Here is a 26183-nt window from a genome sequence, read left to right as displayed (position 1 = left end):
CGGCATCAGGGCGCAACCCGGACAGCACCCCGAGAAAGCTAGCCCTGAGAAAGCTAGCCCTGAGAAAGCTAGCCCTGGTGGAGTGCGGCGCGGTCGGCGGCGGCGCGGCCGGAGTCCCAGCCCTCGTCGCTGTCGACGCGGGTGCCGCGGCCCCGCACGGTGCGGGGGAAGATGCGGTGCATCGTCTCGCGAACCTGCGCGTCGCGGGCGGCAAGCACCGGCAGCAGATCCGGCACCGGCTCGGCAGTGTCGGCGCCGGCGCTGGCGGCGGTGACCGCGGCCTCGCTCGCCTGGCTGAGCCGCTCGCCGACGCGGACCGCGAACCCGACGAGGAACGACTGCCGGAACGTCTTCAGCCGGGCCCGGCCCGCCTTCCCGCTCGGTGGTTCGGCCGCCGACATGGCCCGGCTCGCCTGCACCAGCAGCGAGGTGTGGAGCAGGTCGACGGCGTCGATGTCGCTGTCGAACCCGAACACGGTCGCGAACCCGAGCTCCGGCGACCAGACCGCGTGGCAGCGGTTCGCGTCGGCGACGGCGGCGAGGAGGGAGGCCTTTTCGCTCTCGTACGGGTGGTCGACGCCGATCCGCCGCGCGAACGGCACGACGGTGGCCGCCGCGCCTCGCGCGATGAGCAGCGCCTCGTCGATGCTGTGCCGGGCGATCAGCTCCTGCGCCTTCGCCGTGTATGTCTCCGCCTCGGCGGGGTACGTCGTCGACTCGGCCTTCGCCAGCAGCGCCCGCACCCGGTCGAGCAGCCGCACGTCGACCGCGCCGCGCCGGCCGCCCCCAGCAGCACTGCCGGCAGCAGCAGCAGCCGTGCCGGGCGGCGGGATCAGCACCTCGATCGGCGGCAGGGTCCGCAGGATGCCGAGCAGCACCAGGACCGTGTCGAGGGCCTCGATCCGGTCGACCCGGTACCGGGCGGCGAACTTTTCGAGATAGCCGTTGTCTGCCTGCCACCAGACGGTGGCGCCGAGCGCGTCGGCCTGGGCCCGCCAGCGCGGGTCGACGGTCGCGGGCCGGAAGCCTCGCAGGTGCGCCGCGACGGCGTCGGTGACGAGATAGGTGTGCGGCACGGTGCCACGCCGCCCGACGACCCGGTGCAGTTCGCCGGGTTGCCAGCCGCGGTCGAACACCCGCGCGCAGACCGCCTGCAGCGCCTTGAACAGCGCCGGGTCGACCTCCGCGGCGGGTGCGACGGTGAGCGTGTCGAGGCCGCGCTCGTACCCGACGCTGCCGTCGAGCAGCGCCTTGATCTGTTCCGCCGCCGTCAGCGTCGAGCCTGTCTGCACGGCGCAAGGCTACCCGCGACCCACTGATAGGCTCCCGTCGCTGTCCGGCGGACCCATAAAAGCGGACCCACAAAAGTCGAGAAGGTGTCATGACTTCACGCGTCGTAGTCATCGGATCCGGAATCGGTGGCCTCACCGCGGCGATCGCGCTGCGGGCCGAGGGTCACGAGGTCGAGGTGTACGACCAGGCGACCACGTTCGGCGCGATCGGGGCCGGGGTGTCGCTCGGCGCGAACGGCTCGCGGCTGCTGGACCGGCTCGGTCTCGGGCCGGCGTTGCGGGAGGTCGGCTCCGACCTGCACCGCATCCAGTTCCACGACTGGCGCACCGGCGAGCTGTTCTACGAGCACCCGATGGGCGACTGGTACACGGACCATTTCGGCGCCCCGTTCCTCGGCCTGCACCGCGCCGACCTGCAGCAGGTGCTCCTGGACGCGTTCCGCGCCAGCGGTGGCGAGGTGCGGCTCGGCCGGCGCTGCGTCACGATTGACGAGCTGCCCGACGGGGTCGACGTGACGTTCGCCGACGGCACGAGCACCCGCGCCGACGTCGTCATCGGCGCCGACGGGGTCCGTTCGACCGTCCGGCAGCACGTCGCCGGGCCCGACGAGGCCGTGTTCGCCGGGATGAGCTGTTTCCGTGGGCTGGTCCCGGTCGACCGGGTCCCCGGCGGCGACCAGATGGGGCTGACGTTCTTCCTCGGGCCGGTCAGCCACCTCGTGGTCTATCCGGTACGGCGCGGCGAGCTGATCAACTTCGTGGCGTACACGCGGGACGAGGCCTGGACCGACGAGTCGTGGTCGGCGAAGGGCGACGCGAGCCAGGCGGTCGCGGCGTTCGAGGGGTTCAACGACACGGTGCTCGCGATGCTCGGCGCCGTGGAGGACACCGGCCGCTGGGCGTTGTTCGACCGGGAGCCGCTGCGGCAGTGGAGCACCGGCCGGGTGACGCTGCTGGGTGACGCGGCGCACCCGATGCTGCCGCACGCCGGGCAGGGCAGCAACCAGGCCGTCGAGGACGCGGCGGTGCTCGCGCACTTCCTCGGGCAGCCGGATCTGAAGGTCGGCGAGGCCCTGGCGGCGTACGAGACGGTCCGCAAGCCGCGTGCCCGGCAGCTGCAGATCGGGTCGCGGGGCAACGCCAAGTGCTTCCAGGTGCCCGACGGCCCGGAGGCCCAGGCCCGCAACGAGCGCCTCGTCAACCTGCCCGACATGGTCAGCTGGATCCACCAGTACGACGCCCACGCGGAACTGCGAGCGGCACGGGAGCCAGCTGTATAACAGCCGGTACAGCTGCCGGTGGCGGCGCGCCAGGTGCACGCCGCCACCAACAGTGCCGGGACAGCTCAGTGCAGCGTGATCTCCGGGTACAGCGGGAAACCGGCGAGAAGGTCGGACGCCTGGCCGGACACCTTCGCCGCGACCGACTCGTCGAGGGTGTACTTCGCCTTGGAGTCCGCGGCGGGCCGGGTGCTGGTCAGCACGGTGGTGATGAGCTCGGCGATGGTGTCCATCTCGGCGACGCCGAGGCCGCGGGTGGTCAGCGCCGGGGTGCCGATGCGCACGCCGGAGGTGTACCAGGCGCCGTTGGGGTCCTGCGGGATCGCGTTGCGGTTGGTGACGATGCCCGCGTCCAGCAGCGCCGCCTCCGCCTGCCGGCCGGTGAGACCGGTCGGTGCCCAGCCGCCCCCGGCGGTGCCCAGCTGCGAGGCGTCGATCAGCACCAGGTGGTTCTCGGTGCCGCCGGTGACGAGGCGGACCCCGCGGCGCTGCAGCCCCTCGGCGAGCGCGGCGGCGTTGTCGACGACCCGCTGGGCGTAGTCGCGGAACGACGCGGTGCGGGCCTCGGCGAGCGCGACCGCCTTGGCGGCCATGACGTGCGGCAGCGGGCCGCCGAGCACCATCGGGCAGCCGCGGTCGACCTGGTCGGCGAGCTCCGGCTGGCACAGGACCATGCCGCCGCGGGGGCCGCGCAGGGTCTTGTGGGTCGTGGTGGTGACGATGTGGGCGTGCGGCACCGGGTCGAAGTCGCCGGTGAACACCTTGCCGGCGACGAGCCCGGCGAAGTGCGCCATGTCGACCATGAGGGTGGCGCCGACCTCGTCGGCGATCTCGCGCATGATCGCGAAGTTCACCTTGCGGGGGTACGCCGAATAGCCGCCGACGATGATCATCGGGCGGAACTCGCGGGCGGTCTCCCGCAGCGCGTCGTAGTCCAGCAGGCCCGTCGCCGGGTTGGTGCCGTAGCTGCGCTGGTGGAACATCTTGCCGGAGATGTTGGGCCGGAAGCCGTGGGTGAGGTGCCCGCCGGCGTCCAGGGACATGCCGAGCATCCGCTGGTCGCCGAAGTCGTGGCGGAGCTTCGCCCAATCACTCTCGGTGAGGTCGTTGACCTGCCGGACGCCGGTCTCCTTGAGGAACGGCGCCTCGACCCGTTGCGCCAGGACCGCCCAGAAGGCGACAAGATTGGCGTCGATCCCAGAATGTGGTTGAACGTAGGCGTGTGACGCGCCGAACAGTTCACGGGCGTGTTCGGCGGCGATCGACTCGACAGTGTCGACCTGCTGGCAACCGGCGTAGAAACGGCGCCCGACGGTGCCCTCGGCGTACTTGTCGCTGAGCCAGTTGCCCATCGCCAGCAACGTGGCCGGCGAGGCGTAGTTCTCGCTGGCGATGAGCTTGAGGGACTCCCTCTGGGCGGTCAGCTCACGGGCGATGGCGTCCGCGATCCGCGGCTCGACGGCCCGGACCACGTCGAGTGCGGCATTGACCGCGATCGATTCCGAACTTTGCGCGCTCATGACGGGACCCCTTGACTGTGTGACGGCCAACCACGGTAACAGGCTAGAATCTACGGTCGGGGCGAGAGGCGCTGCGACGGGTCATCGACGATCCGCCACGCTCGACCTGGATTCACTCTGTGTAAGGGCGCCTTCCGTCTGACCCACGGAAGGTGGATTGCATGCCGATCACAGCGCCGATCAACACGCCGATTGCCGCACTGCGCAAACTGCTCGACGAGCGAGTGGTCGTGCTGGACGGCGCGTGGGGCACCATGCTGCAGAAGGCCGGCCTGGCGCCCGCCGACTACCGCGCGGACCTGATCGCCGCGGATCACCTCCAGGATGTTACCGGCGACCCGGACCTGCTCAATCTCACCCGCCCGGATGTGATCCTCGACGTGCACCGGCAGTATCTTGCCGCGGGCGCCGACATCACCACCACCAACACGTTCACCGCCACCACGATCGCCCAGGCCGACTACGGCCTCGAGTCGCTGGTCCGTGACATGAACGTGCAGGGCGCGCGGCTCGCCCGGCAGGCGGCGGACGAGTTCTCCACCCCGGACAGCCCGCGGTTCGTGGCCGGGTCGGTCGGCCCGCTCAACGTCACCCTGTCGCTGTCACCGCGGGTCGACGACCCGTCCTACCGGGCGGTGACGTTCGACACGGTCCGCGCCGCGTACGCCGACCAGATCAGTGCGCTCGTCGAGGGCGGCGTCGACATGCTGCTCATCGAGACGATCTTCGACACGCTCAACGTGAAGGCCGCCGTCGCCGCCGCCCATGACGTGGCGCCGCAGCTGCCGCTGTGGATCTCGGTGACGATCGTCGACCTGAGCGGCCGGACGCTGTCCGGGCAGACCGTCGAGGCGTTCTGGCGCTCGGTCGAGCACGCCCAGCCGCTCATCGTCGGCGTCAACTGCTCCCTCGGCGCGGCCGAGATGCGCCCCCACGTCGCGGACCTGGCCCGCCTCGCCGACACCTACGTCGCCGCGCACCCCAACGCCGGCCTGCCCAACGCGTTCGGCGGTTACGACCAGACCCCGGCCGAGACCTCCGCCCTGCTCGCCGGTTTCGTGTCGGACCGCCTGGTCAACGTCGTCGGCGGCTGCTGCGGCACCACGCCCGCGCACATCGGCAAGATCGCTGAGGCGGTCCGGGGGAAGGCGCCCCGGGAGGTCCCGGCGCCCGTCCCGGCGACCAGGTTCAGCGGCCTGGAGCCGTTCGAGATCGGCCCCGACACCGGCTTCGTCATGATCGGCGAGCGGACCAACGTCACCGGCTCGAAGCGCTTCCGCCGCCTCATCGAGTCCGACAACCATCAGGGCGCGGTCGATGTCGCCCTGGAGCAGGTCCGCGGCGGCGCCAACCTCCTCGACGTCAACATGGACGCCGACCTGCTCGACAGCGAGCAGGCAATGACCACGTTCCTCAACCTCATCGCCACCGAGCCCGAGGTCGCCCGCATCCCGATCATGATCGACAGCTCCCGCTGGAGCGTCCTCGAGGCCGGCCTCAAGTGCGTGCAGGGCAAGGGCGTCGTCAACTCGATCAGCCTCAAGGAGGGTGAGGAGCCGTTCCTGGAGCAGGCCAGGATCATCCGCTCCTACGGCGCCGGCGTCGTCGTCATGGCGTTCGACGAGCTCGGCCAGGCCGACACCGCGCAGCGCAAGGTCGACATCTGCGGCCGGGCGTATGACCTGCTCGTCAACCGCGCCGGGTTCACGCCCGAGGACATCATCTTCGACCCGAACGTCCTCGCCGTCGCCACCGGCATCGCCGAGCACAACGGCTACGCGAAGGCGTTCATCGACGCGCTGCCGCAGATCAAGCAGCGCTGCCCCGGCGCGCGCACCAGCGGCGGCATCTCCAACCTGTCGTTCTCGTTCCGCGGCAACGACGTCGTCCGTGAGGCGATGCACTCGGCGTTCCTGCTCCACGCGGTCCGCGCCGGTCTCGACATGGGCATCGTCAACGCCGGCCAGCTCGCCGTGTACGCCGACATCCCCGCCGACCTGCTCGAGCTCGTCGAGGACGTGCTGTTCGACCGGCGCGAGGACGCCACCGACCGGCTCGTCACGTTCGCGGGCACGGTCAGCGGCTCCGGCACCGCCCGGGTCGTGGACCTGTCGTGGCGCGAGGCGCCCGTCCGTGAGCGGCTGTCCCACGCTCTCGTGCACGGCATCGTCGACTTCATCGAGGAGGACACCGAGGAGGCGCGCCTGTCGGCGAAGCGCCCCCTTGAGGTGATCGAGGGCCCGCTGATGGACGGCATGAAGGTCGTCGGTGACCTTTTCGGCGCCGGCAAGATGTTCCTGCCGCAGGTCGTGAAGAGCGCCCGCGTGATGAAGCGCTCCGTCGCCTACCTGGAGCCGTTCATGGAGGCCGAGAAGGAGGCCGCCCGCGTCGAGGCACGCGCCCAGGGTCTCGCCGAGGCCGCGCCGGGCCGCAGCGGCCAGGGCAAGGTCGTCATGGCGACCGTCAAGGGCGACGTGCACGACATCGGCAAGAACATCGTCGGTGTCGTCCTCGGCTGCAACAACTACGAGGTCATCGACCTCGGTGTCATGGTCCCCGCCGCGAAGATCCTCGACACCGCGATCGCGGAGGGCGCCGACGCGATCGGCCTGTCCGGTCTCATCACGCCGTCGCTGGACGAGATGGTCGCGGTCGCCGCCGAGATGCAGCGCCGCGGCCTGAAGCTGCCCCTGCTCATCGGCGGCGCCACCACGTCGCGGCAGCACACTGCGGTGCGGGTGGCTCCGGCGTACGAGGGCAACACTGTCCACGTGCAGGACGCTTCGCGCGTGGTCGGGGTCGTTGCCGGCCTGCTGGACCCCGACCGGGTCGGGCAGCTCACCACCGACAACCGTGACGAGCAGGAGCGCCTGCGCAAGCAGCACGCCGAGCGCCGGCACACCGCGCTGCTCACCCTTGCCGAGGCTCGTTCGAGGGCGTCGGATGTGTCGTTCGCGGAGCTGCCGTCGCCGGACTTCACCGGGGTACGGGTCGTCGAGCCGGCCCTGAAGACGCTCCGCGAGATGATCGACTGGCAGTTCTTCTTCCTGGCGTGGGAGTTGAAGGGCAAGTACCCCGCGATCCTCGACCAGCCGGTCGCCGCCGAGCTCTTCGCCGAGGGCAACACCCTGCTCGACGAGATCATCGCCAACGGTTCGCTCACCGCCCGCGGCGCCTACGGCTTCTGGCCCGCCGCGGCCGTCGGCGACGACATCGTGCTGGATGCCGACGCCGCCGGGCAGCGGGTCACGTTCCCGATGCTGCGCCAGCAGACGGAGAAGCCGGAGGGCCGGCCGAACCGCAGCCTCGCCGACTACATCGCGCCGGCGACCGCGGACTCCGCGTTCCCGGATCACCTCGGCGGGTTCGCGGTCGCCATCCACGGCGCCGAGGACCTCGCCGCCCGGTACGAGGCGGAGAACGACGACTACCGCGCCATCATGGTCAAGGCCCTCGCGGACCGCCTCGCCGAGGCGTTCGCCGAGTACATCCACCTCGAGGCCCGCCGCGCCTGGTTCGAGCCTGACGCGACTCCGGCCCTGGAGGACCTGCACGCCGAGCGGTTCCGCGGCATCCGCCCGGCGCTGGGCTACCCCGCCAGCCCCGACCACTCGCTCAAGCAGGCCCTGTTCGATCTCCTGGAAGCCGGCAAGCTCGGCCTCGCGCTCACGGAGTCGTTCGCGATGACGCCGGCCGCGGCGGTCAGCGGCCTGATCTTCGCCCACCCGGACTCGCGGTACTTCACGGTCGGCCGGATCAACCGCGACCAGGTCGAGGACTACGCCACCCGCCGCGGCCTACCGGTCGCTGAGATCGAGCGCTGGCTGCGCCCCAACCTGGCGTACGACCCGGCCTGACCGCCGACCCGGCCTGACAGCTGACTGACGCCCCCGTGCCGTTCGGGCTCGGGGGCCCAGCGGTGCACGGCGAACGCGCCGAGCAGGGTCGTGCCCGCCAGCAGGGACCACAGGAGCGCGGGGGACGCGGCGAGCAGGGCGAGAAGCAGCGCCGGGGCGGCGGCGTTGGCGAGGCCGGTGGACAGCTGCCACCGCGCGAGGGCGTGGCCGAGGCGGTGCGGGGGAGCGGCAGCGGTCACCAGGGCGGTGCCGCTGCCCGCGTAGAGGATCTCGCCGAGGGTGTACCCGACCGCCACGACGCAGATCACGGCCACGTTCGGCGACCCCCAGAAACCCAGGTACGAGGCGGCGAGCACGACCCCGGACGCGGCCAGGACGGCGCGGCGGGAGCGGTCCTTGAGCCGCACGACGAGGTACACCTGCAGGGCGACGACGAGCACGGTGTTGCCGGCGAACAGGATCGCCGACCACGCGGGCGAGGCGCCGAGCCGGCCGGTCAGCACGACCGGGATCGCGACCTCGAGGACGGCGAAGCACAGCGCGAACGGCAGGTTCGCCCACAGGAGCACCGCCATACCGGGCACCCGGCCGTGCCGCACCGGGGCGACGACCGGCGGCGCGCTGTTTGCTTGCCTGCTCCTCGCGGCCGGTGGGAGTTGGACCGTGAGGACCAGGGCGGCCGCGGCGGCGTACCCGGCGGCGGTGCCCACGGCGAGGACGCGCAGCACGTCGGGGCCGCCGGCGACGGCGAGAGCCGCGATCAGGGCGCCGGCGCCGAGACCGGCGTTGCGCAGGGACCGGGCCGCGGCGAGGGGCGCGTCGGCCGGTTCGGGGGCGGCGAGCGCGGCGACGAGCGCGGCGTGCGCCGGCGGCCAGACCTGGTTACCGATGCCGAGCAGGAGCGACGCGACGCCGAACGCGACGACTTTCAACCCCGCAGCACTGGGCGCGGCCAGCAGTACCGCGACGCCGGCGACGCGCACGAGCAGGGTCGCGACGACCGGCAGGACCCTGCTCGTGAACGGGCGGCCGCCGGCGTCGATCCACCGGCCGGTGAGCGGCACCGCGAGGAGACCGGCAAGCAGTCCCGCGGACAGGGCCAGCCCCGTGGCGGCGGCGGGCAGGTGCAGGACGCTCAGGCCGTACACCACGAGAAACGGACGTAGGAGACCCGCACCGATCGCGTCGACGGTGAGGGCGGCCGCGTAACGAGGACCGAATCGCATGACGCTCACGGTGCGTCCGCGTGCCCGCGGGATCACGCGGATTGACGGGACCCGTCAAGGGACGCCGCGAACCCGTCGCTGTCACAGCGCTGCCGCGTGTCCGCTGGCACGATGGGGGAGTGACGCTGACGATCGACATCACGGGCATGCCACCGGAACGGTGCGTGTTCGCGCCGTCGCCGCTCGCCGAGCTCACGTCGATGCTGCACGTGCTCGCGGAGCCGGCGCACCACCCGGCGGTGCAGGCGTGGGCGGGCGCGACCCTCGCGGGGTTGAAGCCGACGCTCGCCGACCGGCTCTTCGAGGCCGAGTTCCTGTGGCGATCCTCACGCGCGGACTTCCTCGTGCCGGGACGCCCGCAGCCGACCCTGGCCGCGGAGCTCGACGCCGTCGACGCGATCCCCGACGAGACGTACGTGGCGGCCGCGCTCGTCATGACCTGCGGCTCGCCCCGGCTGGCCGTCACCGGCGGGGCCCGCGACCCCGCCGACACAGTGCGTGCTGCCGACACAGCGCGGGCACTGGAACTGGCGCACGCGCGCGGGCCGCGGCAGGCGGCGTTCGCGGAGCGGCTGATCACCGACCCGGCGGCGGTGCGGGCGGCGGTCCGGGATCTCCTCGAGGCGTGCGTTGACGCGTTCTTCCTCGACACGTGGCGGCAGGTCGAGCACCAGCTCGCCGCCGACGCCCGGCACAAGGCAGACCTGTTCGCCCGGCACGGCCTGCAGGCCGCGCTCGCGGCGGTGTCACCGGCGATCACGCTGAGCGCCGACGCCGGCAGCGAGCGGATCCGGCTCGACAAGCTGCAGGACAGCGCGACCAGCGCGGCCGGTGACGGCGTCACGTTCATTCCGTCGGTGTACGGGCGGCCGCACCTGCTCACCGTCCACGCGCCCGGGTGGCGGCCGGTTGTGCAGTACCCGGTGGCGGAGCGGCACCAGGACACGCATCAGGGCCGGCCCGCGCCGATGGACCTGGTGCGGCGCCGGCTCGACGCGCTCGCGCACCCGGTGCGGCAGCGGCTGTGCCGGACCCTGGCCCGTGGCCCGCACACGACCGGCGAGCTGGCCGAGGCGTGGCACCTGACCCCGCCGGAGGTGTCCCGGCACCTGGCCGTGCTGAAGAAGGCGGGGCTGCTGCAGACGACGCGCCGCGGCCGGTACGTGCGGCACCACCTCGACATCACGGCGACGGCGGCGCTCGGCGTGGACCTGCTCGCGGCGCTGCTGCGGTGACACCGTTGCAGGACGTGGTGCCCGCACCGGCGTCTGTCCAGCCCGCCGCCGGCGTCACGTTCACCCTCACCGCCGGCACCGGCATCCAGAGCCAGTCCGCCGACGTCGGCAACGCCCTGGCGGCGCTGCTGCGCCCCGCGACCGGCTTCCCGCTGCCGGTCACGGCGGTCACCGGTACCCCCGCCCCGACGAGCGGCATCGCGCTGCTGCTGTCCGGTGCGGACGCGAGCGTCGGCGCCGAGGGCTACCAGCTCGACGTCACCGCGTCGCTGCTCACGATCCGCGCGCAGACCCCGGCCGGGCTGTACCACGGCGTGCAGACCCTGCGGCAGCTGCTGCCGCCGGCCGTCGAGGCGGGGACCGTCCAGAGCGGCCCGTGGACCGTCGCCGGCGGGCGGATCATCGACCGGCCCCGCTACGCGTACCGCGGCGCCATGCTCGACGTGTCCCGCCATTTCTTCGGCGTCGATGTGGTCAAGCGGTACATCGACGAGATCGCCCAGTACAAGCTGAACATCCTGCACCTGCACCTGACCGACGACCAGGGCTGGCGCATCGTCGTCGACGCGTGGCCGCGGCTGGCCACAGTCGGCGGCAGCACCCAGGTCGGCGGCGGCGCCGGCGGCTACTACACCAAGGCCCAGTACACCGACCTCGTCGCATACGCGGCCGCCCGCCACATCACCGTCGTGCCCGAGATCGACCTGCCGGGCCACACCAACGCGGCGCTCGCCTCGTATGCCGAGCTCAACCGCGACGGGGTCGCGCCCGCGCTGTACACCGGCACCGACGTCGGCTTCAGCTCGCTGTGCGTCGGCAAGGAGGTCACCTACACGTTCGTGCAGCAGGTCCTTGACGAGCTCGCCGCGATCACGCCCGGTGCGTACCTGCACGTCGGCGGCGACGAGGCGCACAGCACCCCCGAGGCGGACTACCGCACGTTCATGAACCGCGTGCAGCCGTTCGTCGGCGCCGCCGGCAAGACCGTCCTGGGCTGGCACCAGATCGGCCAGGCCGACCACACCCCGGGCCGCGTCGTGCAGTACTGGGGTACCACCCCCTCCGACGCCGACCTCAGCTCCGCCGTCGCCAAGGGTGACAAGGTCTTGCTGTCCCCGGCGGACAAGACGTACCTGGACATGCAGTACACGGACTCGACTCCGCTGGGCCTCTCGTGGGCGGGCCTGATCGAGGTGCAGACCGCCTACGACTGGGACCCGGGCACCTACCTGCCAGGGGTACCGGCCGCGTCCGTCCTCGGCGTCGAAGCTCCACTGTGGAGCGAGACCGTCCGCACCTTGGCCGACATCGAGTTCATGGCGTTCCCACGCCTGCCCGCCCTGGCCGAGCTGGCGTGGTCGCCGCAGTCCGCCCGCAATTGGGACACGTTCAAGGTGCGCCTGGGCGCGCAGGGCACGCGCTGGACCGTGCAGGGGATCAACTACTACCGGTCCCCGCAGGTGCCGTGGGGCACGCCGCCTTCCATCTCGCCCTCCACGTCACCGGCCACCTCGCCGTCGGTGTCATCGCCGCCTGCCGGTGCGCTCGCCAAAGGTGGATTCGAGACCGGGTTGCCTCCGGCGCCACCACCTCGGTGACGGTGCACGTCCACGGCTGGGCACGTTGTGTTCGGGAACGCCGTGTGACGCCGCGCATGCCGGGGTACCAGCACCAGCATGCGCAACGACGGCACATCACCGGCCCTGGGCGTCCGGCCGGCCAACCTCACCGACGAGGAACTGCTGCGCGAGCTGGCCAGCCTGCACGGCACCCGCCACGAGACGTTCCGCCACGGCGCAGACGACGCCCTGACGAACCACTCCCGCCGCACCGACGAACTCGAACGCGAGTACCTGCGCCGCTTCCCGGCCCGCGAGATCAACCCCGACCGCCTCCGCTGAGCGCGACACCCCCATACCGACGTGCGGTTGGGGGGTCGGATCGGGTAGAGTGCACAAACGTCGCGGGCGATTGGCGCAGCGGGAGCGCGCTTCGTTCACACCGAAGAGGTCACTGGTTCGATCCCAGTATCGCCCACCGTAGACATGCAGGCCAGGGCCGGTTATCCCCACAGGGGTTCCGGCCCTTTTCGCGCGCCGGAACGTCACTCGGGAGCATCGGGGAGACGATCTTGGACGAGGCGGACGACACGGCCCGCTTCGTGCCCGAGCTGGCCGAGCGCCACGAGCTGGTCTGCCATGTTCCGCAGACCGGCGCGACGAGCATCCCGGACTTCGTCCGTACCGGCACCCTGCGGCGGCTGTCCGCCGACGCCATCGTGACGTTCCAGCAGTACGCGCAAGGTGACGCAGCCTGGGCAACTTTTTTCTCGCGTGGGAGTTAAGGATGTCACCATGTCGGACACCGCAACGAGCGACGACTCGGCGCCGAACGCTGGACCTGACCGGCGGCTGATCTGGGCATTCCATCTGGTCATCGTTGCCGCAGCAAGTGGTGTGTTCTGGTCCGCGAGCTACCCGGGCAGCAACCTGTTCCTGTTCGCGGCCAGCGGCTGTACGTCCGTGCTTGCTGGCTGTTTCTGGCTCGGCTGGACCATCTACGTCGCCAAAGCTACCGACAGCTGGAGGAGTTGGTTCCTGATCGGACCAGTCATCGGCGTCCTCACCTTGGTTCTGCTCTGCACCGGCGCGCCGTTCAAGACGCGGTGGGCGGCCAGCCGGGGCGCGTTCGCCGCCGTCGTCGCCGGACACCCGATTCCGCCGCTGGGCAGCGCATGGGAAAGCTTCACCGTGCCGCGCCGGTTGGGCCTCTACAGCATCACAGAAGCTGGGTGGGTGCCCGGTGGCGCGATCTTCTACGAAGCTCAGGGCGACGCCTTCAACAGCGCTGGCTTCGCCTATCTGCCCGGCGGGCCGACTGCGGACGTTGAGACCGCCGCGAAGCAGTCGGCATACTTTCATCCCCTCGGCGGCGACTGGTACCGCTGGACCGGCACCTCGTAGCGAGCACCCTCGCCGGTCCGCGATGCTGTGTTGTTCCGTAGCTCCGCGGGGCGGGCTGTTGCGATGCATGCCGGTGCCGGGCGGTTCTGATCCCGTGGTCGGGGGGGGGGGGGGGGGGGTCGGCGACGGTTCGCGGCTGGTCGGTCTTCGCCAAGCTCGACATCGTCGCCGACCCAGCGGCGATGGTCTCCTGCAGGACGGGAACAGCAGGCAGCCCCTGATGCGCGCCTACTGGCGCGGTTGGGCGGTCACCACTTCCTCGACGAGGTCGCGGGGGATGCCGTGGGTGTCGTGCAGGTAGTGGTAGTCGTCGTCGGTCAGGGGGCCGCGGAGCAGGAGGCGTTCGATCAGAGGCCGGCCGCGGCGCAGCAGCGCGCCGAAGCGGCGTTCCTCGTAGACCAGGACGTCGTGGACGTACAGCGGGTCGATGGGCAGGCCGTAGTGGTCGACCGTTGACGCGATCGGATCGGTCGGCAGGTCGAGCAGAGTGCGGGACGGGTCGTCGCGCCAGAGGGTGGTCAGGATGCGGCGGATGAGGCGGCGCAGGACGTAGCCGCGGCCCGTGTTCGACGGGTGGACGCCGTCGCCGATGACGACGACGGAGGAGCGCAGGTGGTCGTAGAGCAGCCTGGAGGGGGTCCACAGGGAGGACACTGTGCGGGTCCACGGTTCGAAGACGTCGGTGTCGAAGACCGACGAGTGGCCCTGCAGGACCATCGCCATCCGTTCGAGGCCCATGCCGGTGTCGACGCTGGGCTGTTCGAGCGAGGTGAGGGTGCCGTCGGGGTGGCGGCGGTACCGCATCATCACGTGGTTCCACACCTCGACCCAGCGGTCGTCAGTCGAGGGAGTGGTCGAGGGGGTGCCGCTGGGGACTCCGTCGCCGGTCCAGATGAAGATCTCCGAGTCGGGGCCGCACGGACCGGTCGGGCCGTTCGACCACCAGTTGTCGTCGTCGCCGAGGATCTCGACCGGGACGCCGAGCCGCTGCCAGGTTTCCAGCGAGCCGGGGTCGCCGTCGTGCACGGTGACGTGCAGCCGCGACGGCGGGACGCCGAACCCGTCGCGGAGCAGCTCGTACCCCCATCGCAGGCTTTGGTCGCCCGGATAGTCGCCGAGGGACCAGGAGCCGAGCATCTGGAAGACCGTCAGGTGGGTGTCGTCGCCGACCTCGTCGAGGTCGGTGGTGCGCAGGCAGCGTTGCACGCCGGTGAGGCGGCGGCCGAGTGGATGCGGGCGGCCCTCGAGGTACGGCGTGAGCGGGTGCATGCCCGCGCTGGTGAACAGCACCGGGTCGCCCTGCGGCGGGATGAGGGTGCTGTCGCCGAGGATCTCGTGGCCGCGGTCACGGTAGAAGTCGAGGAACGTGCCGGTGATCTGGCTGGTGCTGAGGGTGGTCCGCACGATGGGTCCTTTCGGGATGGACCGGAGACGGACCCCATGGCGCACACAAAAAACGCCGGCGACCGTTTCCGGTCGCCGGCTGAAGCGGGAGAAGATCAGGCAGCGGCGTCCGGCGAGCGGTGAGCTCGCGCGGCAGCAGCGGAGAAACGCCTGATACACATGGCGGAGAGTGTACCTCAGAAGCGGGACGAGTACTCGACGGTGAAGCCGCTGCCGACGGGTACGCCGGCGTTGGTGAAGCAGTTGATGCGGATGCCGAGCCCACCGGCGCCGGGAGTCCACGGCAGGTGCAGGCCGCAGTAGTCCGGCGTGGTGCCGAACGCCGTGACCTGCACGTTGCCGGGCGGGGACGCGACGCCGCCGAACGTGGCGGTCCAGACGGGCGGGCCGAAGGCGAGTGCGCCCACCGGCCCGGCGGAGTTGAAGTTGGTCAGCGGCGGGCCGAGCGGCGAGACGTTCCACAGGTAGGCGAACTTGTAGGGCGGGGCGGCGCCCCCGTACAGCGCGCGCTGGTAGTGCCAGGTGAGCGTGAACCGGGTGTTGGCGGTCGCCCCGGCGGGGTTGAAGCAGTAGACGCGGAAGAACTGGCCGTTGGCGGACGACTGCCAGCTCGCGACCTTGCATCGGGCGCCGACGCCTGGGTTGACGGCGGTGACCTGGACGTCGCCGACCTGCGGGCCGGCGGTGCCGAGGCCGGGCAGCGCGACGGAGTAGAGGCCGGGGCCGACGTTGGTGACGGTGTTGACGGCACCGACGGAGTTGTACTGGGTGATCGTGCCGCCGGCCGCACAAAGAGTCGTATGGGGTGAAACGTCAGCGGGTCTTCTGCTGGGGGCGGCGCTGCAGCTGCGGCGGGAGCAGCGAGCCGCCCTGCTGCTGGCGCTCGCGGGCCTTCGCCGCCAGGCGGCCCAGGTAGAGCAGCGCGGCGCCCAGGACGCCGACGTCGTCGAGGTAGATCGGGTCGGGCAACAGGTCGACCGGCGACACGGTGTAGATGAGCGCGCCCCAGAAGGCGAACTTGCCGCCGGCGCCCATCGCCTGCAGATACTTGCCGGTCTTCCACACGCGGGTGGCAAGGACGATCGCGACGACCAGCACCCCGATCAGCAGCAGACCGCCGATCACGATGAGGGCATAGAACACGGTGTCGTCCATGGCGCTGAGTCTACGGGCGATACTCGCACCATGCCCGCTGAGTCACCCTTGCAAGCGCCGCCGCCCCGGGTCCGCAGCGACGACCCGGCGTCGTTCGCCGCGTCCGTCCTGCGCGACCGCCATCCGGCCGTCGTCGCCCGCGTCCTTGCGGACTTCCCCTTCCCGGCGCCGGTGCGCGACGGGCTTGCAAGGCTCTTGCAGGACCCGACCGTGACCCCGCTCCCACGCGACGCCCACGACCACGAGGACTGGGACCGCTGGGGGGAGCCGTACTTCGGGCAGTCGATGTTCGACGTGCCGTTCCTGTGGGCGGAGAACTACTTCTACCGGCGGCTGCTGTACGCGACCGGCTATCACGAGCCGGGGCCGTGGCAGGGGATCGACCCGTTCGGGCCGCAGAAGGCGGCGGACCTGCCGGGGGAGGAGGAGCTGCGGGCCTTGCAGGAGACCGGAGACGCGCTGCTGGTCCTCCCTGAGGATGAGCAGGCCTCGGCGCTGGTCGCGGCGGCGCTCTGGGGCAACCGCGCCGACCTCGGGTTCCGGCTGGCGCAGCGGCACACCACGGAAAGCGGCACGGAGAAAGGTACGGAAACAGCAGAGCAGCTCGTCGCCGACGACACGGCGCAGCTCTGGAAGCACCTTGCCGGCGGCACCGTCTGCGTGGTCGCCGACAACGCCGGCCGGGAGCTGCTGCCGGACCTGGTGCTCATCGACTTCCTGCTGCGCACCGGGCGGGCAGGGCGCGTCGAGCTGCACGTCAAGCCGGCGCCGTACTTCGTCTCCGACGCGCTCACCGCCGACGTGCTCACCGAGCTGCGGCGCTTCCCGGCGGACAGTGCCATCGGCCGGCGGCTGTGGGCGGCGCTGCGCGCCGGGACCCTGGAACTGGTCACCGACCCGTTCTACTGCGCGCCGCTGGAGTTCCCGCAGATGCCGGCCGGCCTCGCCGCCCGCTTCGGGGCGGCGACGCTGACCATCCTCAAGGGGGACCTCAACTACCGGCGGCTGGTAGGGGATCGCAGCTGGTCGCCGGAGACGTCGTTCTCAAGTACTACTGGATACTTTCCCGGGCCGGTCGCGGCCCTGCGGACGGTGAAGTCGGACGTGGTCGTCGGGTTGGCCGCGGGCGTCGAGGCGAAGCTCCCCGTGTCATGGCGCACCAGCGGCAGTTTTGCCATGGTCCAAGTGCGCGGCTGAAACGGCGTTGCCGTTGCCGGCGGCGGCAGCAGCGGTGGTGGTCGTGGTGGTGAAGGTCGGTCCGGCCCAGATGCGCTTCGTCGTCATGGTGAGCACTCTGCCGGGCGGTACTTGGCGACCACTTGCGGTCGGCTTGCGAAAGCCCTCAAGCGTGGCGGGGGTCACGCATCGACCGACTTCCCCACCGGAAATGTCCGACATGCCCAGGGCATGTCAGGGCCCGTGCAAGCCGCGCGTCCAACCCATGCGCCGGGCTGCAAGGTCATGAGCGGCGGGCTGCAAGCTTTAAGCCAGACTTGAGGACCCTTTCATTGACGGTCCTGCACAGGTAAGCGAAGCATTGCCATCGGCGAGGCGGTCGTACCTGTGGAGGAATCATGGGTCATCGCATCGGCAAGTTCATCCCGTTCTCGGTCCAGGTTCTGGTACTGGCGGTGGTGGTGGCCGGGGGCACGGCCGTCGCCGCTGAGATCACCGCTGACCGCGTCGCCGGCCGGCAGCGTCCACCTGGGCGCGGCGGCGGCATCGACCTGGAGGTGCAGAGCCTCGACGGCTCCGGCAACAACCGCTCGCACCCCCGGTGGGGGAAGGCCGGGCTGCCGTACAGCCGGGTCGCACAGGCGCGGTACGCCGACGGGCGCGGTGCAATGGTCCAGGGGCCCGACGTGCGCTGGATCAGCAACCGCGTCTTCAACGACCGGAACCAGAACATCTTCACCGACCGCCGGGCGAGCCAGTGGGGCTTCGTCTGGGGGCAGTTCGTCGACCACACGATCGGCCTGCGCGAGGAGACCACCGCGAAGGACCCCGGCGTCGAGAAGGCCGACATCGCCTTCAACGCCAAGGACCCCCTCGAATCGTTCGTCAACACCGTCGGCGGCATCCCGTTCACCCGCTCCAAGGCCGCGGCGGGCGTGTCCGGGCCGCGCCAGCAGACGAACCTCGTCAGCTCCTACGTCGACGGCTGGGCCGTGTACGGCGGCACCCAGGAACGCCTCGAATGGCTGCGGGAGGGTCCCGTCGACGGCAACATGAGCAACAACGGGCCGCACCTGCTGCTGCAGGGCGGCTACCTGCCGCGCCGGGACAGCCGCGGTGACCCCGGCACCGCCCCGGCGATGGCGGTCGACGGGATGCTGCTCGGCCGGCCCGCGAAGGCCGCCGTCGCCGGCGACCAGCGGGCGAACGAGAACATCGCGCTCACCGCCGTGCAGACCCTGTTCGCCCGGGAGCACAACCGGATCGTCGACCTGCTACCCACGTCGCTCAGCGCGGAACAACGCTTTCAGATCGCCCGCCGGGTCGTCATCGCGGAGCAGCAGTACATCACCTACGAGCACTTCCTGCCGGCGCTCGGCGTCACCCTGCCGCGGTACCGCGGCTACCGCTCCGACGTCGACGCGACGCTGTCGAACGAGTTCGCGACCGTGGGGTACCGCGCGCACAGCATGATCCACGGCGAGATCGAGATGTCCTCGGACGTGGACCGCTACAGCACCGCGACGCTCCAGCAGTTCGAGCGTGGCGGGGTCGAGGTCACCGTCGAGGGTGACGAGGTCGAGCTCGCGGTGCCGCTCAACGTCGCCTACTTCAACCCCGACCTGGTCCCGGCGGTGCAGCTCGGGCCGCTGCTGCAGGGCATCGGCTCGGAGTCGGAGTACCGCAACGACGAGCAGATCGACAACCAGTTGCGCAGCGTGCTGTTCCAGATCCCGGTCGCCGGCAACCCGCAGTGCCTCGACGGGCCCACCCTGCCGGAGTGTTTCCGCGGCGTCATGGACCTCGGCGCAATCGACGTGCAGCGCGGCCGCGACCACGGCATCCCCAGTTACAACGAGCTGCGCCGCGCGTACGGGCTGCCCGCCCGCCGCACGTTCCGCGCCATCACCGGCGAGGCGTCGGAGGGCTGGCCGCGCGACCCGGAGCTGACCGCCGGCAAGGAGGTCGACGACCCGTCGGCGCTGGACTTCGTCGGGTTGTACGACGCCGACGGCAAGCGGATCGACCCCACGTCGGACGCCGCCGAGACGTCGGTTACCCGCGGCGTGCGGCGCACCCCGCTCGCGGCCCGGCTCAAGGCGGTCTACGGCTCCGTCGACCGGGTCGACGCCTTCGTCGGGATGGTTGCCGAGCCGCACGTGCGGGGCAGTGAGTTCGGGGAGCTGCAGCTGGCCATCTGGGCCCGCCAGTTCCAGGCGTTGCGCGACGGCGACCGGTTCTTCTACCGCAACGACCCCGGTCTCGACATGATCAGGAGGGTGTACGGGGTGGACTTCCGCCGCAACCTGGGTGACATCATCGCCCTGAACACCGACATCCCGCGGTCCGCGCTCACCCCGGACGTGTTCATGGCACCGGCCGCGTGACGGGCGGGTTTTGTTCCGTGGACCTGGGTAGGACCGCGCAATGCAACCTGAAGCCGACGAGTCGGTGCCGGAGCTGGCGACTCAGCCTGACGACGAGCCGCCGGCGCCCGCGCCACCGTTGTCAGCACAGAACACCACCACAGCGCAGAACAGCGACGCTGCGCAGGACAGTGCTGCCCAAAACAGCGCCGCACAGAATAGTGCTGCACAGAACAGCACAGGCCAGGGCAGCGCAGCACAGAACAGCGCAGGACAGTTCAACGGCGCGCCGTACCGCGCGAACACCGGTGGCACGCCCGCCGCGACCCTCGCGTCCCTGTGGAACGACACCGACCGGCAGCGCATCCGCGGCCGGTGGCAGGAACTGCAGCTGAAGTTCCTCGACGACCCGCACCTGGTCGCCGGGGAGGCCGAACGGCTCGTCCAGGAAGCGGTCGCGTCCCTGACCGCCTCCCTCGATGCCCGCCGGACCCAGCTGCACCAGCAGCGGGCAGGCCGGGGGGTCGATACCGAGAATCTGCGCGCCTCGCTGCGTGACTACCGCGAGTTCCTCGACCGCATCCTCGGCCTGTGAGGGTCCACGTGTTTAAGGGGTCCACATGAACTCGACGACGATCACGATCGGCCTGGTCGTGCTGGCCCTGGCGGTCGGCGGCTGGATCCTGCTGCGCGGCGGCAAGGAGGAGGAAGAAGAGGAGGAGACGGCCACCCAGTCCGGCCCGCCCGCGCCCCGGCCCCCGGCGCCGGCGAACATGCCCGCGAGCGGCATGTCACCCAACGGCATGCCGTCCAGCGGCATGGCACCGAACGGCATGCCACCCGGCATGGCACCGAACGGCATGACACCCAACGGAATGGCGGCGAACGGTATGGCACCTGGCATGGCCCCCGGCATGACACCCGGCATGGCGCCCAACGGCATGGCACCGAACGGCATGGCGTCGCCGGGCCAGTACGGCGCGGCTGGCGCGACGTACGGCGCCGCGTACGGTGCGGCGGCCGCCCCCGCGGTCCCTGCGCCGATGTCGTCGGTGCCGGCGGCAGGGTCGACGTACTTCACGTCGGCGACGTCCCCGTTGACGTCCGAGGGGCACGCGTACGAGGTGCGCGCCCGCTGGCAGGAGTTGCAGTTGCGGTTCGTCGATGACCCGCAGACCGCGGCGGGCGAGGCCGAACGGCTCGTCGACGACGCCCTGGCCGGGGTGACCGCGTCGCTGAACGCCCGCAAGGACCAGCTCAGCACGTGGCGGGCCAGCGGCCGCGACGACACCGAACAGCTGCGGGCGGCGGTCCACGGGTACCGCGACTTCCTGACACACCTCGTGGGCCCGTGAAGTGCTGCCCGTGAAGTGCTGCCCGTGAAGAGCACTGGCCGTGAGTGAACTGGCCGTGAGTGAACTGCCCGTAATGACCGTTCTCGTTTGATACTTCGCGTCATGCGGAATACCTCCTGTGAAGGAGGACCGCCATGACAACCACCCAAGTTCTCATCACGATCGTTGTGCTCCTGGTGATCGCGGCGATCGGTTACGGCATCTGGTTCGTCACCCGGCGGCGGGCGCTGCAGCACCGGTTCGGCCCCGAGTACGACCGGGCCGTCGCCGAGGGTGACAGCCGCACCGCCGTCGAACGTGAGCTGCGCGAGCGGGAGCGCCGCCACGCCGAGCTCGAGCTGCGTGACCTCGCCCCCGAGGCGCGCACCCGGTACACCGCCGCGTGGGAGGAGATCCAGGCCCGGTTCCTGGACGACCCGAATGCCGCCGTCCGCGACGCCGACGCGCTCGTCTCCGAGCTGATCGCCGAGCGCGGGTACCCGACCGGCGAATACGAGGAGCAGGTGGCGCACCTGTCGGTGGAGCACGCCCGCACCCTCGGCCACTACCGCGACGCGCATGAGATCAGCCTGCTCAGTGACCGTGGCGAGGCCACCACCGAGCAGCTGCGTCAGGCCGTCGTGCACTACCGCACGCTCTTCTCCGAGCTGCTCGGCACGGACGCCACCCCCGGCGCCGTGCCCACCACCGATGCAAACGGCACTGACGCTGACGCCAACCGCGCTGACGTCGACGTGCCCGTGCAGCGTGATCCCGAGGACGCCGCCCACGACACCAGCCGCCGGTCGTAGGGCCGGGAAAGGACACCCCGATGCAGGATCAACGCGGGAACCTCGACGAGAGCCACGTGCCCGGCCCTCGCAACCCGGCCGACGACGACGTTGCCGTGGGCACCGCCCACAGCCCTCACGAGACCGACACCCCTTACGAGACCGGCACTTCTTACGAGACCGACGGAACTGCTGAGGGCGGCTCGCACGAGTCGTACCCGGCCGGCACGTACGCGTCCGGATCCGCGGTGCCCGACACCGACCGCGACGACCTGGCCGAGCGCGACGACGTCGAGGTCGTCGACCATGACCAGGCGCTCGCCGACGAACAGGCCGCCGACGAAGACACCACCAACGAAGAGACCACCGGCGAAGAGGCAGTGGCCGAGCGCGAGGCCGACGACGTCGAGGCGCACGAGGAGAACGAGGCTCGCGGCGACGACGACTTCGTCCCCGCGGACGTCGACCCGCCGGCGGACGAGCGCGACGAGGACGAGATCGCGGCCACGGAGGCCGCCGAGGATCGCGCCTGGACCGCCGAGCACACCGACGACACCGCAGACGCCGACGCGGTCAGCACCGACACCGAAACGGTCAGCAGCGACACCGAGGCGGTCAGCACCGACGCCGAGGACCGCGCCTGGGCCGCCGAGCACGCGACCCAGTTGCGTGCCGGCTCCCTCACCGACGACGACTACGTCGCCGACGCCGATCACCGGGACGACACAGATCACCGGGACGACACACTGGTCGAGCCGGTCGACAGCGAGCCGGTCGACAGCGAGCCGGTCACCAGCGACGCCGCGCTCGAAGGCGGCGAGGCACTCGACGCGGGCGACGTGGTCGCGGTCCCGGTGCCCGACAGCACAGCATCCGATAGCACAGTGTCTGACAGCGCCGTGTCCGACAGTGCCGGGCAGGACCTGCGGCCCGGTGCGGTCGAGGCCGTGCCCGTCGGGGCGATCTGGGGCGAAGGTGTCGCCGACGGGCTGCGGGAGCGGTGGCGTGAGCTGCAGCTGCGGTTCATCGACGACCCGCGTTCCGTGGCCGGCGAGGCGGACCAGCTCGTCGCCGAGGCGGTCGCGACCGTCACCGGCGCGCTCGAGTCGCAGCGGGCGCAGCTGAGCGCCTGGCAGAGCGAGGGCGGCGAGGACACGGAGCGGCTGCGGGCGGCGGTCCGCCAGTACCGCGACTTCTTCAACCACCTGCTCGGCCTGTAACGGCACTTCCGAAACACCCGACAGCACTTCTGAACAGCGCGCTTCCACGCGAAGCTACCCAGTGGTAGCCTCCCTGGTACCAGTCGGTACCAGGGAGGCTGTATGCATGTCAGGGTCGCGATCGTCGGGGCGGGTTTCGGCGGGCTGGGCGCCGCGATCCGGCTGAAGCAGCGTGGTCACGACGACTTCGTCGTCTTCGAGCGGGCGGGCGATCTCGGCGGCACGTGGCGCGACAACGCGTACCCCGGCTGCGCCTGTGACGTTCCCTCGCACGTCTACTCGTTCTCCTTCGCGCTGAACCCACGGTGGAGCAGCACCTACTCCCCGCAGGCCGAGATCTGGGACTACCTGCGCGACTGCGCGGACCGGTACGAGCTGCGGCCCAGCATCCGCTTCGACACCGACGTGCGGCAGGCCAGCTGGGACGCCGCCGCCGGGCACTGGCGGATCGAGACCTCGCAGGGTGGATCACAGCGCGAATGGACCGCGGACGTGCTGATCAGCGCCGGCGGCCCGCTCAACGAGCCGGTCATCCCGAAGCTGCCCGGCCTGGAGACGTTCCGCGGCGAGACGTTCCACTCCTCCCGCTGGAACCACGGCCACGACCTCACCGGCCGCCGGGTCGCGGTCATCGGCACCGGGGCGTCGGCGATCCAGTTCGTACCGGCGATCCAGCCCGCGGTCGGCCGGCTGACGCTTTTCCAGCGGACCCCCGCCTGGGTGATGCCGCGCAACGAGCGGCCGCTGCGCAGGTGGGAGCACACGGCGTACCGGCGGATCCCCGGCGCTCAACGGATGATGCGCACGCTGGTGTACTGGGGAATCGAGTCGACCGTCATCGGCTTCCTCCGCCCGCGGGTGATGCGGCTGGCCCAGCGGGTCGCGCTGCGCAACCTGCGCATCGCCGTCGCCGATCCGGTGCTCCGCGAGCGGCTCACCCCCGGCTACGCGATGGGCTGCAAACGGGTCCTGAAGTCCAACACCTACTACCCGGCCCTCACGCAGGACAACGTCGACGTGGTGACCGAGCCGATCGCCGAGGTCCGTCCACACGGGATCGTCACCCGTGACGGCGTCGAGCACGCGGCCGACACCATCATCTTCGGCACCGGGTTCCACGTCACCGACCTGCCGATCTCCGAACGGGTCCGCGGCCGCGACGGGCGCAGCCTCGCCGAGGTGTGGCAGGGCAGCCCGCAGGCGTACCGCGGCACCACCGTGGCCGGCTTCCCCAACCTGTTCCTGCTGCTCGGCCCCAACACGGGGCTCGGTCACAACTCCGTGGTCCTGATGATCGAGGCGCAGCTCAACTACGTGCTCGGCGCCCTGGACGAGCTGCGCCGCACCGGTGCCCGCAGCCTGGAGCCGAGCGCGTCGGCGCAGCGGGCGTTCACCGCCGCCGTCGACCGGCGCATGGCGAGGACCGTCTGGGCGACCGGCGGCTGCAGCAGCTGGTACATCGACGCGACCGGCCGCAACTCGACCCTCTGGCCCGGATCCACGTGGCGCTTCCGGCAACGGATGAAGCGCTTCGACGTCAACGCATATGAGGTGAGCGCGTGACCCTGTACACCGTCCGCAAGGGCACCGGCGAGCCGCTCGTGCTCATCCATGGCATCGGCCACCACTGGCGTGCCTGGGAACCGGTCATCGACCTGCTCGCGGCGCACCACGACGTGATCGCGATCGACCTGCCGGGCTTCGGCCGGTCGCCGGCCCCGGCCGAGAACCACGGCATGCCGAGCGCCGTCGAGGCCCTGGCGGCGTACTTCGCCGAGGCGGGACTCGACCGGCCGCACGTCGCCGGCAACAGCCTCGGCGGCGCCATCGCCCTGGAGCTCGCCGCGGCCGGCCACGCCCGCTCGGTGACCGCCCTGTCGCCGGCCGGTTTCGCCACCCCGGCCCAGCTACGCCGGGCGCTGCGCGTGCTGCGCGGCCACCGGCTCGGCGCCTTCACCCCGACGCCGGTGCTGAAGGTCTTCTACCGCACCGGCTTCGGCAAGGCGTTCTCCTTCGGCTGGCTGGTCCGCAACCCCGGTGTCCTCACCGCCGAGCGGGCCCTCGCCGACACCCTGGCGCTGCGCGGCGGGAAGGGCTTCGGCGCCGTCGCCCGGCACGGCCGCGACTACGCCTTCACCGCGAGCCCTGACGCCTTCGGCTCGGGCGGCGTCCCGGTCACGGTCGCCTGGGGTTCCCGCGACCGGATCCTCCTGCCAGTCCAGGCGTCGCGCGCCCGCGAGCAGCTGCCCGGCGCCCACCACGTCACCCTCGACGGCTGCGGCCACGTCCCGATGAGCGACGACCCGGCCCTGGTCGCCGGCGTCATCCTGCGGACGACGGCCGCCGCCAGTGCTGCAGCCACGCGCCCGCACGCGCACCCATGACGGCCAGCGCGTCCCGTCGCACACCGTCCGGATCGCGGCGCAGTCGCGCATGGCTGAACCGCACGACCGTGAACCCCTCCGCCTGCAGCGCCGCGTCTCGCCGCAGGTCCCGCTCCCGGTCGGCGAGACCAGCGTGGAACTCGGTGCCGTCGAGCTCGAAGTCGACGCCGGTGCCTGCGTCGAACGCGTCCAGATACACCGTGTGTCCGCCGATCCGGACCGGTGCCTGCCACCGCAGACCCTCGAACCCCGCACCGACGAACACCCGCTGATATCCCCAGAGCTCGAGCTGGCTCCTGCACCCTGCCTGCAGAAGCTCGACGAGTCGCACCAACCCACGCCGCCCGCCGATCCGCGGTGCCTGCTCGACGGCCGCCATGAGCCGATCAGGAGTCGTCATGCGCCGGTTGACCGCGACGATCGCCGGAGCTCGCCCCGCGTCCAGCTCCAGCAGCGGCCAGCTGTCGACCACGGCCCGCTCGACCCGCACGACCCGCATCCTGTCGCGGACGGCAACATCGTCCAGCGGCGCTTTGCGGCGGTGCACCCGCACGCCCGTGGCACCTCGCAACTGGTGACCATGCTCGACGGTGAGGTGGATCGGCCCGGTGGCAGGTGCGGGAAGCCGCCACACCTCCAACGCGCTGGTGTGCGACAGCGCGCCGTGCTCCCCGCCATACCGGGCGACGGCGCGCAACAGCGTGCGGCGGTCGGCACCCCGGGCCGCGTCGACGAATGTCTTCGGGCAGACCCGCACGATGTCACCGCTCGTGGCGGCCCGATCGATGACGGTGTGATCGACGACCTGGAGCGCGGCGCGCCGCACCACGACGCCACCGTCGGTGTCGGCGAGCTGCTGCAGCGATCGATGCATGGCCAAATGCTGCCCGAGCACCACTTTTCGCGCCCGGCACTCTCAGCCGAACTGTGGATGGCAGGTCGCTTGTGGATAACCCTGCCGCCCGGGGCCGCGCCCGGCG

22 protein-coding genes and 1 tRNA gene are annotated in these 26183 nt (G+C 71.3%); 16 read left to right on the top strand and 7 right to left on the bottom strand.

Translation table 11 applies throughout. The features are described from left to right. Positions 1-68 precede the first annotated feature (68 nt). Positions 69-1292, bottom strand: a complete 1224-nt coding sequence (locus tag AB0K00_RS07495; protein WP_363516894.1) for a DUF2786 domain-containing protein — start codon at positions 1290-1292, stop codon at positions 69-71. A gap of 89 nt (positions 1293-1381) precedes the next feature. Between AB0K00_RS07495 and AB0K00_RS07490 the strand changes: the two genes are divergently transcribed. Next, positions 1382-2572 carry an FAD-dependent monooxygenase gene (locus AB0K00_RS07490; RefSeq protein ID WP_363516891.1) on the top strand — a complete coding sequence of 397 codons (1191 nt, stop codon included), beginning with the start codon at positions 1382-1384 and terminating at the stop codon, positions 2570-2572. A 65-nt stretch (positions 2573-2637) separates the two neighbouring features. Here the strand turns inward: AB0K00_RS07490 and AB0K00_RS07485 are convergent, their stop codons facing one another. After that, positions 2638-4092: a glycine hydroxymethyltransferase gene (locus AB0K00_RS07485; protein WP_363516888.1), complete on the bottom strand. Its 1455-nt coding sequence runs from the start codon at positions 4090-4092 to the stop codon at positions 2638-2640. Between the two features lie 161 nt (positions 4093-4253). Between AB0K00_RS07485 and metH the strand changes: the two genes are divergently transcribed. Beyond that, a complete protein-coding gene (gene metH, locus AB0K00_RS07480; protein WP_363516885.1) occupies positions 4254-7949 on the top strand; it encodes a methionine synthase in 3696 nt (1231 codons plus the stop codon). Here metH and AB0K00_RS07475 read toward each other — a convergent pair. Beyond that, on the bottom strand, positions 7871-9175 hold the full coding sequence (locus AB0K00_RS07475) for an MFS transporter (protein ID WP_363516882.1): 1305 nt from the start codon (positions 9173-9175) through the stop codon (positions 7871-7873). The two genes, metH and AB0K00_RS07475, sit on opposite strands and share 79 nt — an antisense overlap. A 119-nt stretch (positions 9176-9294) precedes the next feature. Here AB0K00_RS07475 and AB0K00_RS07470 point away from each other — a divergent pair, with 119 nt between their 5' ends. The 6 genes from AB0K00_RS07470 (at position 9295) to AB0K00_RS07445 (ending at position 13373) form a co-directional block, all read left to right on the top strand. Then, positions 9295-10410: a DUF5937 family protein gene (locus AB0K00_RS07470; RefSeq protein ID WP_363516879.1), complete on the top strand. Its 1116-nt coding sequence runs from the start codon at positions 9295-9297 to the stop codon at positions 10408-10410. Then, positions 10407-12008, top strand: coding sequence for a beta-N-acetylhexosaminidase (locus AB0K00_RS07465; RefSeq protein WP_363516876.1), 1602 nt, complete (start codon positions 10407-10409; stop codon positions 12006-12008). The genes AB0K00_RS07470 and AB0K00_RS07465 overlap by 4 nt, the downstream gene beginning before the upstream one ends. Positions 12009-12086: 78 nt before the next feature. Continuing rightward, positions 12087-12311: a DUF6158 family protein gene (locus AB0K00_RS07460; protein ID WP_363516873.1), complete on the top strand. Its 225-nt coding sequence runs from the start codon at positions 12087-12089 to the stop codon at positions 12309-12311. 64 nt (positions 12312-12375) lie between these two features. After that, positions 12376-12447, top strand: a tRNA-Val gene (locus tag AB0K00_RS07455). Between the two features lie 94 nt (positions 12448-12541). Further along, positions 12542-12754, top strand: coding sequence for a hypothetical protein (locus tag AB0K00_RS07450; RefSeq protein ID WP_363516871.1), 213 nt, complete (start codon positions 12542-12544; stop codon positions 12752-12754). A gap of 10 nt (positions 12755-12764) precedes the next feature. Continuing rightward, positions 12765-13373, top strand: a complete 609-nt coding sequence (locus AB0K00_RS07445; protein WP_363516868.1) for a hypothetical protein — start codon at positions 12765-12767, stop codon at positions 13371-13373. Positions 13374-13601: 228 nt separating this feature from the next. Here AB0K00_RS07445 and AB0K00_RS07440 read toward each other — a convergent pair whose 3' ends face one another. The 3 genes from AB0K00_RS07440 to AB0K00_RS07430 form a co-directional block, all read right to left on the bottom strand. Beyond that, positions 13602-14777 carry an alanine--tRNA ligase-related protein gene (locus tag AB0K00_RS07440; RefSeq protein ID WP_363516865.1) on the bottom strand — a complete coding sequence of 392 codons (1176 nt, stop codon included), beginning with the start codon at positions 14775-14777 and terminating at the stop codon, positions 13602-13604. Between the two features lie 176 nt (positions 14778-14953). Continuing rightward, positions 14954-15184, bottom strand: a complete 231-nt coding sequence (locus AB0K00_RS07435; RefSeq protein ID WP_363516862.1) for a hypothetical protein — start codon at positions 15182-15184, stop codon at positions 14954-14956. Between the two features lie 406 nt (positions 15185-15590). Next, positions 15591-15932: a YkvA family protein gene (locus tag AB0K00_RS07430; protein ID WP_363516859.1), complete on the bottom strand. Its 342-nt coding sequence runs from the start codon at positions 15930-15932 to the stop codon at positions 15591-15593. Positions 15933-15962: 30 nt separating this feature from the next. On the opposite strand from AB0K00_RS07430, the gene AB0K00_RS07425 reads away from it, so the two are divergent. From AB0K00_RS07425 to AB0K00_RS07390, 8 genes are all read left to right on the top strand, one after another. Then, positions 15963-17129: a damage-control phosphatase ARMT1 family protein gene (locus AB0K00_RS07425; RefSeq protein WP_363516856.1), complete on the top strand. Its 1167-nt coding sequence runs from the start codon at positions 15963-15965 to the stop codon at positions 17127-17129. 377 nt (positions 17130-17506) lie between these two features. After that, complete coding sequence (locus tag AB0K00_RS07420; RefSeq protein WP_363516853.1) at positions 17507-19495, top strand: peroxidase family protein; 1989 nt, start codon at positions 17507-17509, stop codon at positions 19493-19495. Between the two features lie 40 nt (positions 19496-19535). Beyond that, positions 19536-20069 (top strand): hypothetical protein, encoded by a 534-nt coding sequence (locus tag AB0K00_RS07415; protein ID WP_363516851.1) that lies wholly within the window; start codon positions 19536-19538, stop codon positions 20067-20069. Positions 20070-20094: 25 nt separating this feature from the next. Further along, entirely contained in the window at positions 20095-20829 is a 735-nt protein-coding gene (locus AB0K00_RS07410) for a hypothetical protein (RefSeq protein WP_363516848.1), read from the top strand. Between the two features lie 134 nt (positions 20830-20963). Next, complete coding sequence (locus AB0K00_RS07405; protein ID WP_363516845.1) at positions 20964-21620, top strand: hypothetical protein; 657 nt, start codon at positions 20964-20966, stop codon at positions 21618-21620. 20 nt (positions 21621-21640) lie between these two features. Further along, positions 21641-22819 carry a hypothetical protein gene (locus AB0K00_RS07400; protein WP_363516842.1) on the top strand — a complete coding sequence of 393 codons (1179 nt, stop codon included), beginning with the start codon at positions 21641-21643 and terminating at the stop codon, positions 22817-22819. Between the two features lie 102 nt (positions 22820-22921). Further along, a complete protein-coding gene (locus AB0K00_RS07395) occupies positions 22922-24382 on the top strand; it encodes an NAD(P)/FAD-dependent oxidoreductase (protein WP_363516839.1) in 1461 nt (486 codons plus the stop codon). Next, on the top strand, positions 24379-25203 hold the full coding sequence (locus AB0K00_RS07390; protein ID WP_363516836.1) for an alpha/beta fold hydrolase: 825 nt from the start codon (positions 24379-24381) through the stop codon (positions 25201-25203). Before AB0K00_RS07395 ends, AB0K00_RS07390 begins: the two co-directional genes overlap by 4 nt. Here the strand turns inward: AB0K00_RS07390 and AB0K00_RS07385 are convergent. Then, the gene (locus AB0K00_RS07385; RefSeq protein ID WP_363516833.1) at positions 25142-26077 is read right to left on the bottom strand and encodes a DUF559 domain-containing protein; all 936 of its coding nucleotides are present in this window, start codon (positions 26075-26077) and stop codon (positions 25142-25144) included. The genes AB0K00_RS07390 and AB0K00_RS07385 overlap by 62 nt on opposite strands. Between the last annotated feature and the right edge of the window lie 106 nt (positions 26078-26183).

Origin of the sequence: Dactylosporangium sp. NPDC049525, assembly GCF_040676755.1 — a bacterium.
Taxonomy (GTDB): Bacteria; Actinomycetota; Actinomycetes; order Mycobacteriales; family Micromonosporaceae; genus Dactylosporangium.
This window is presented reverse-complemented; position numbering and strand designations above follow the sequence as displayed.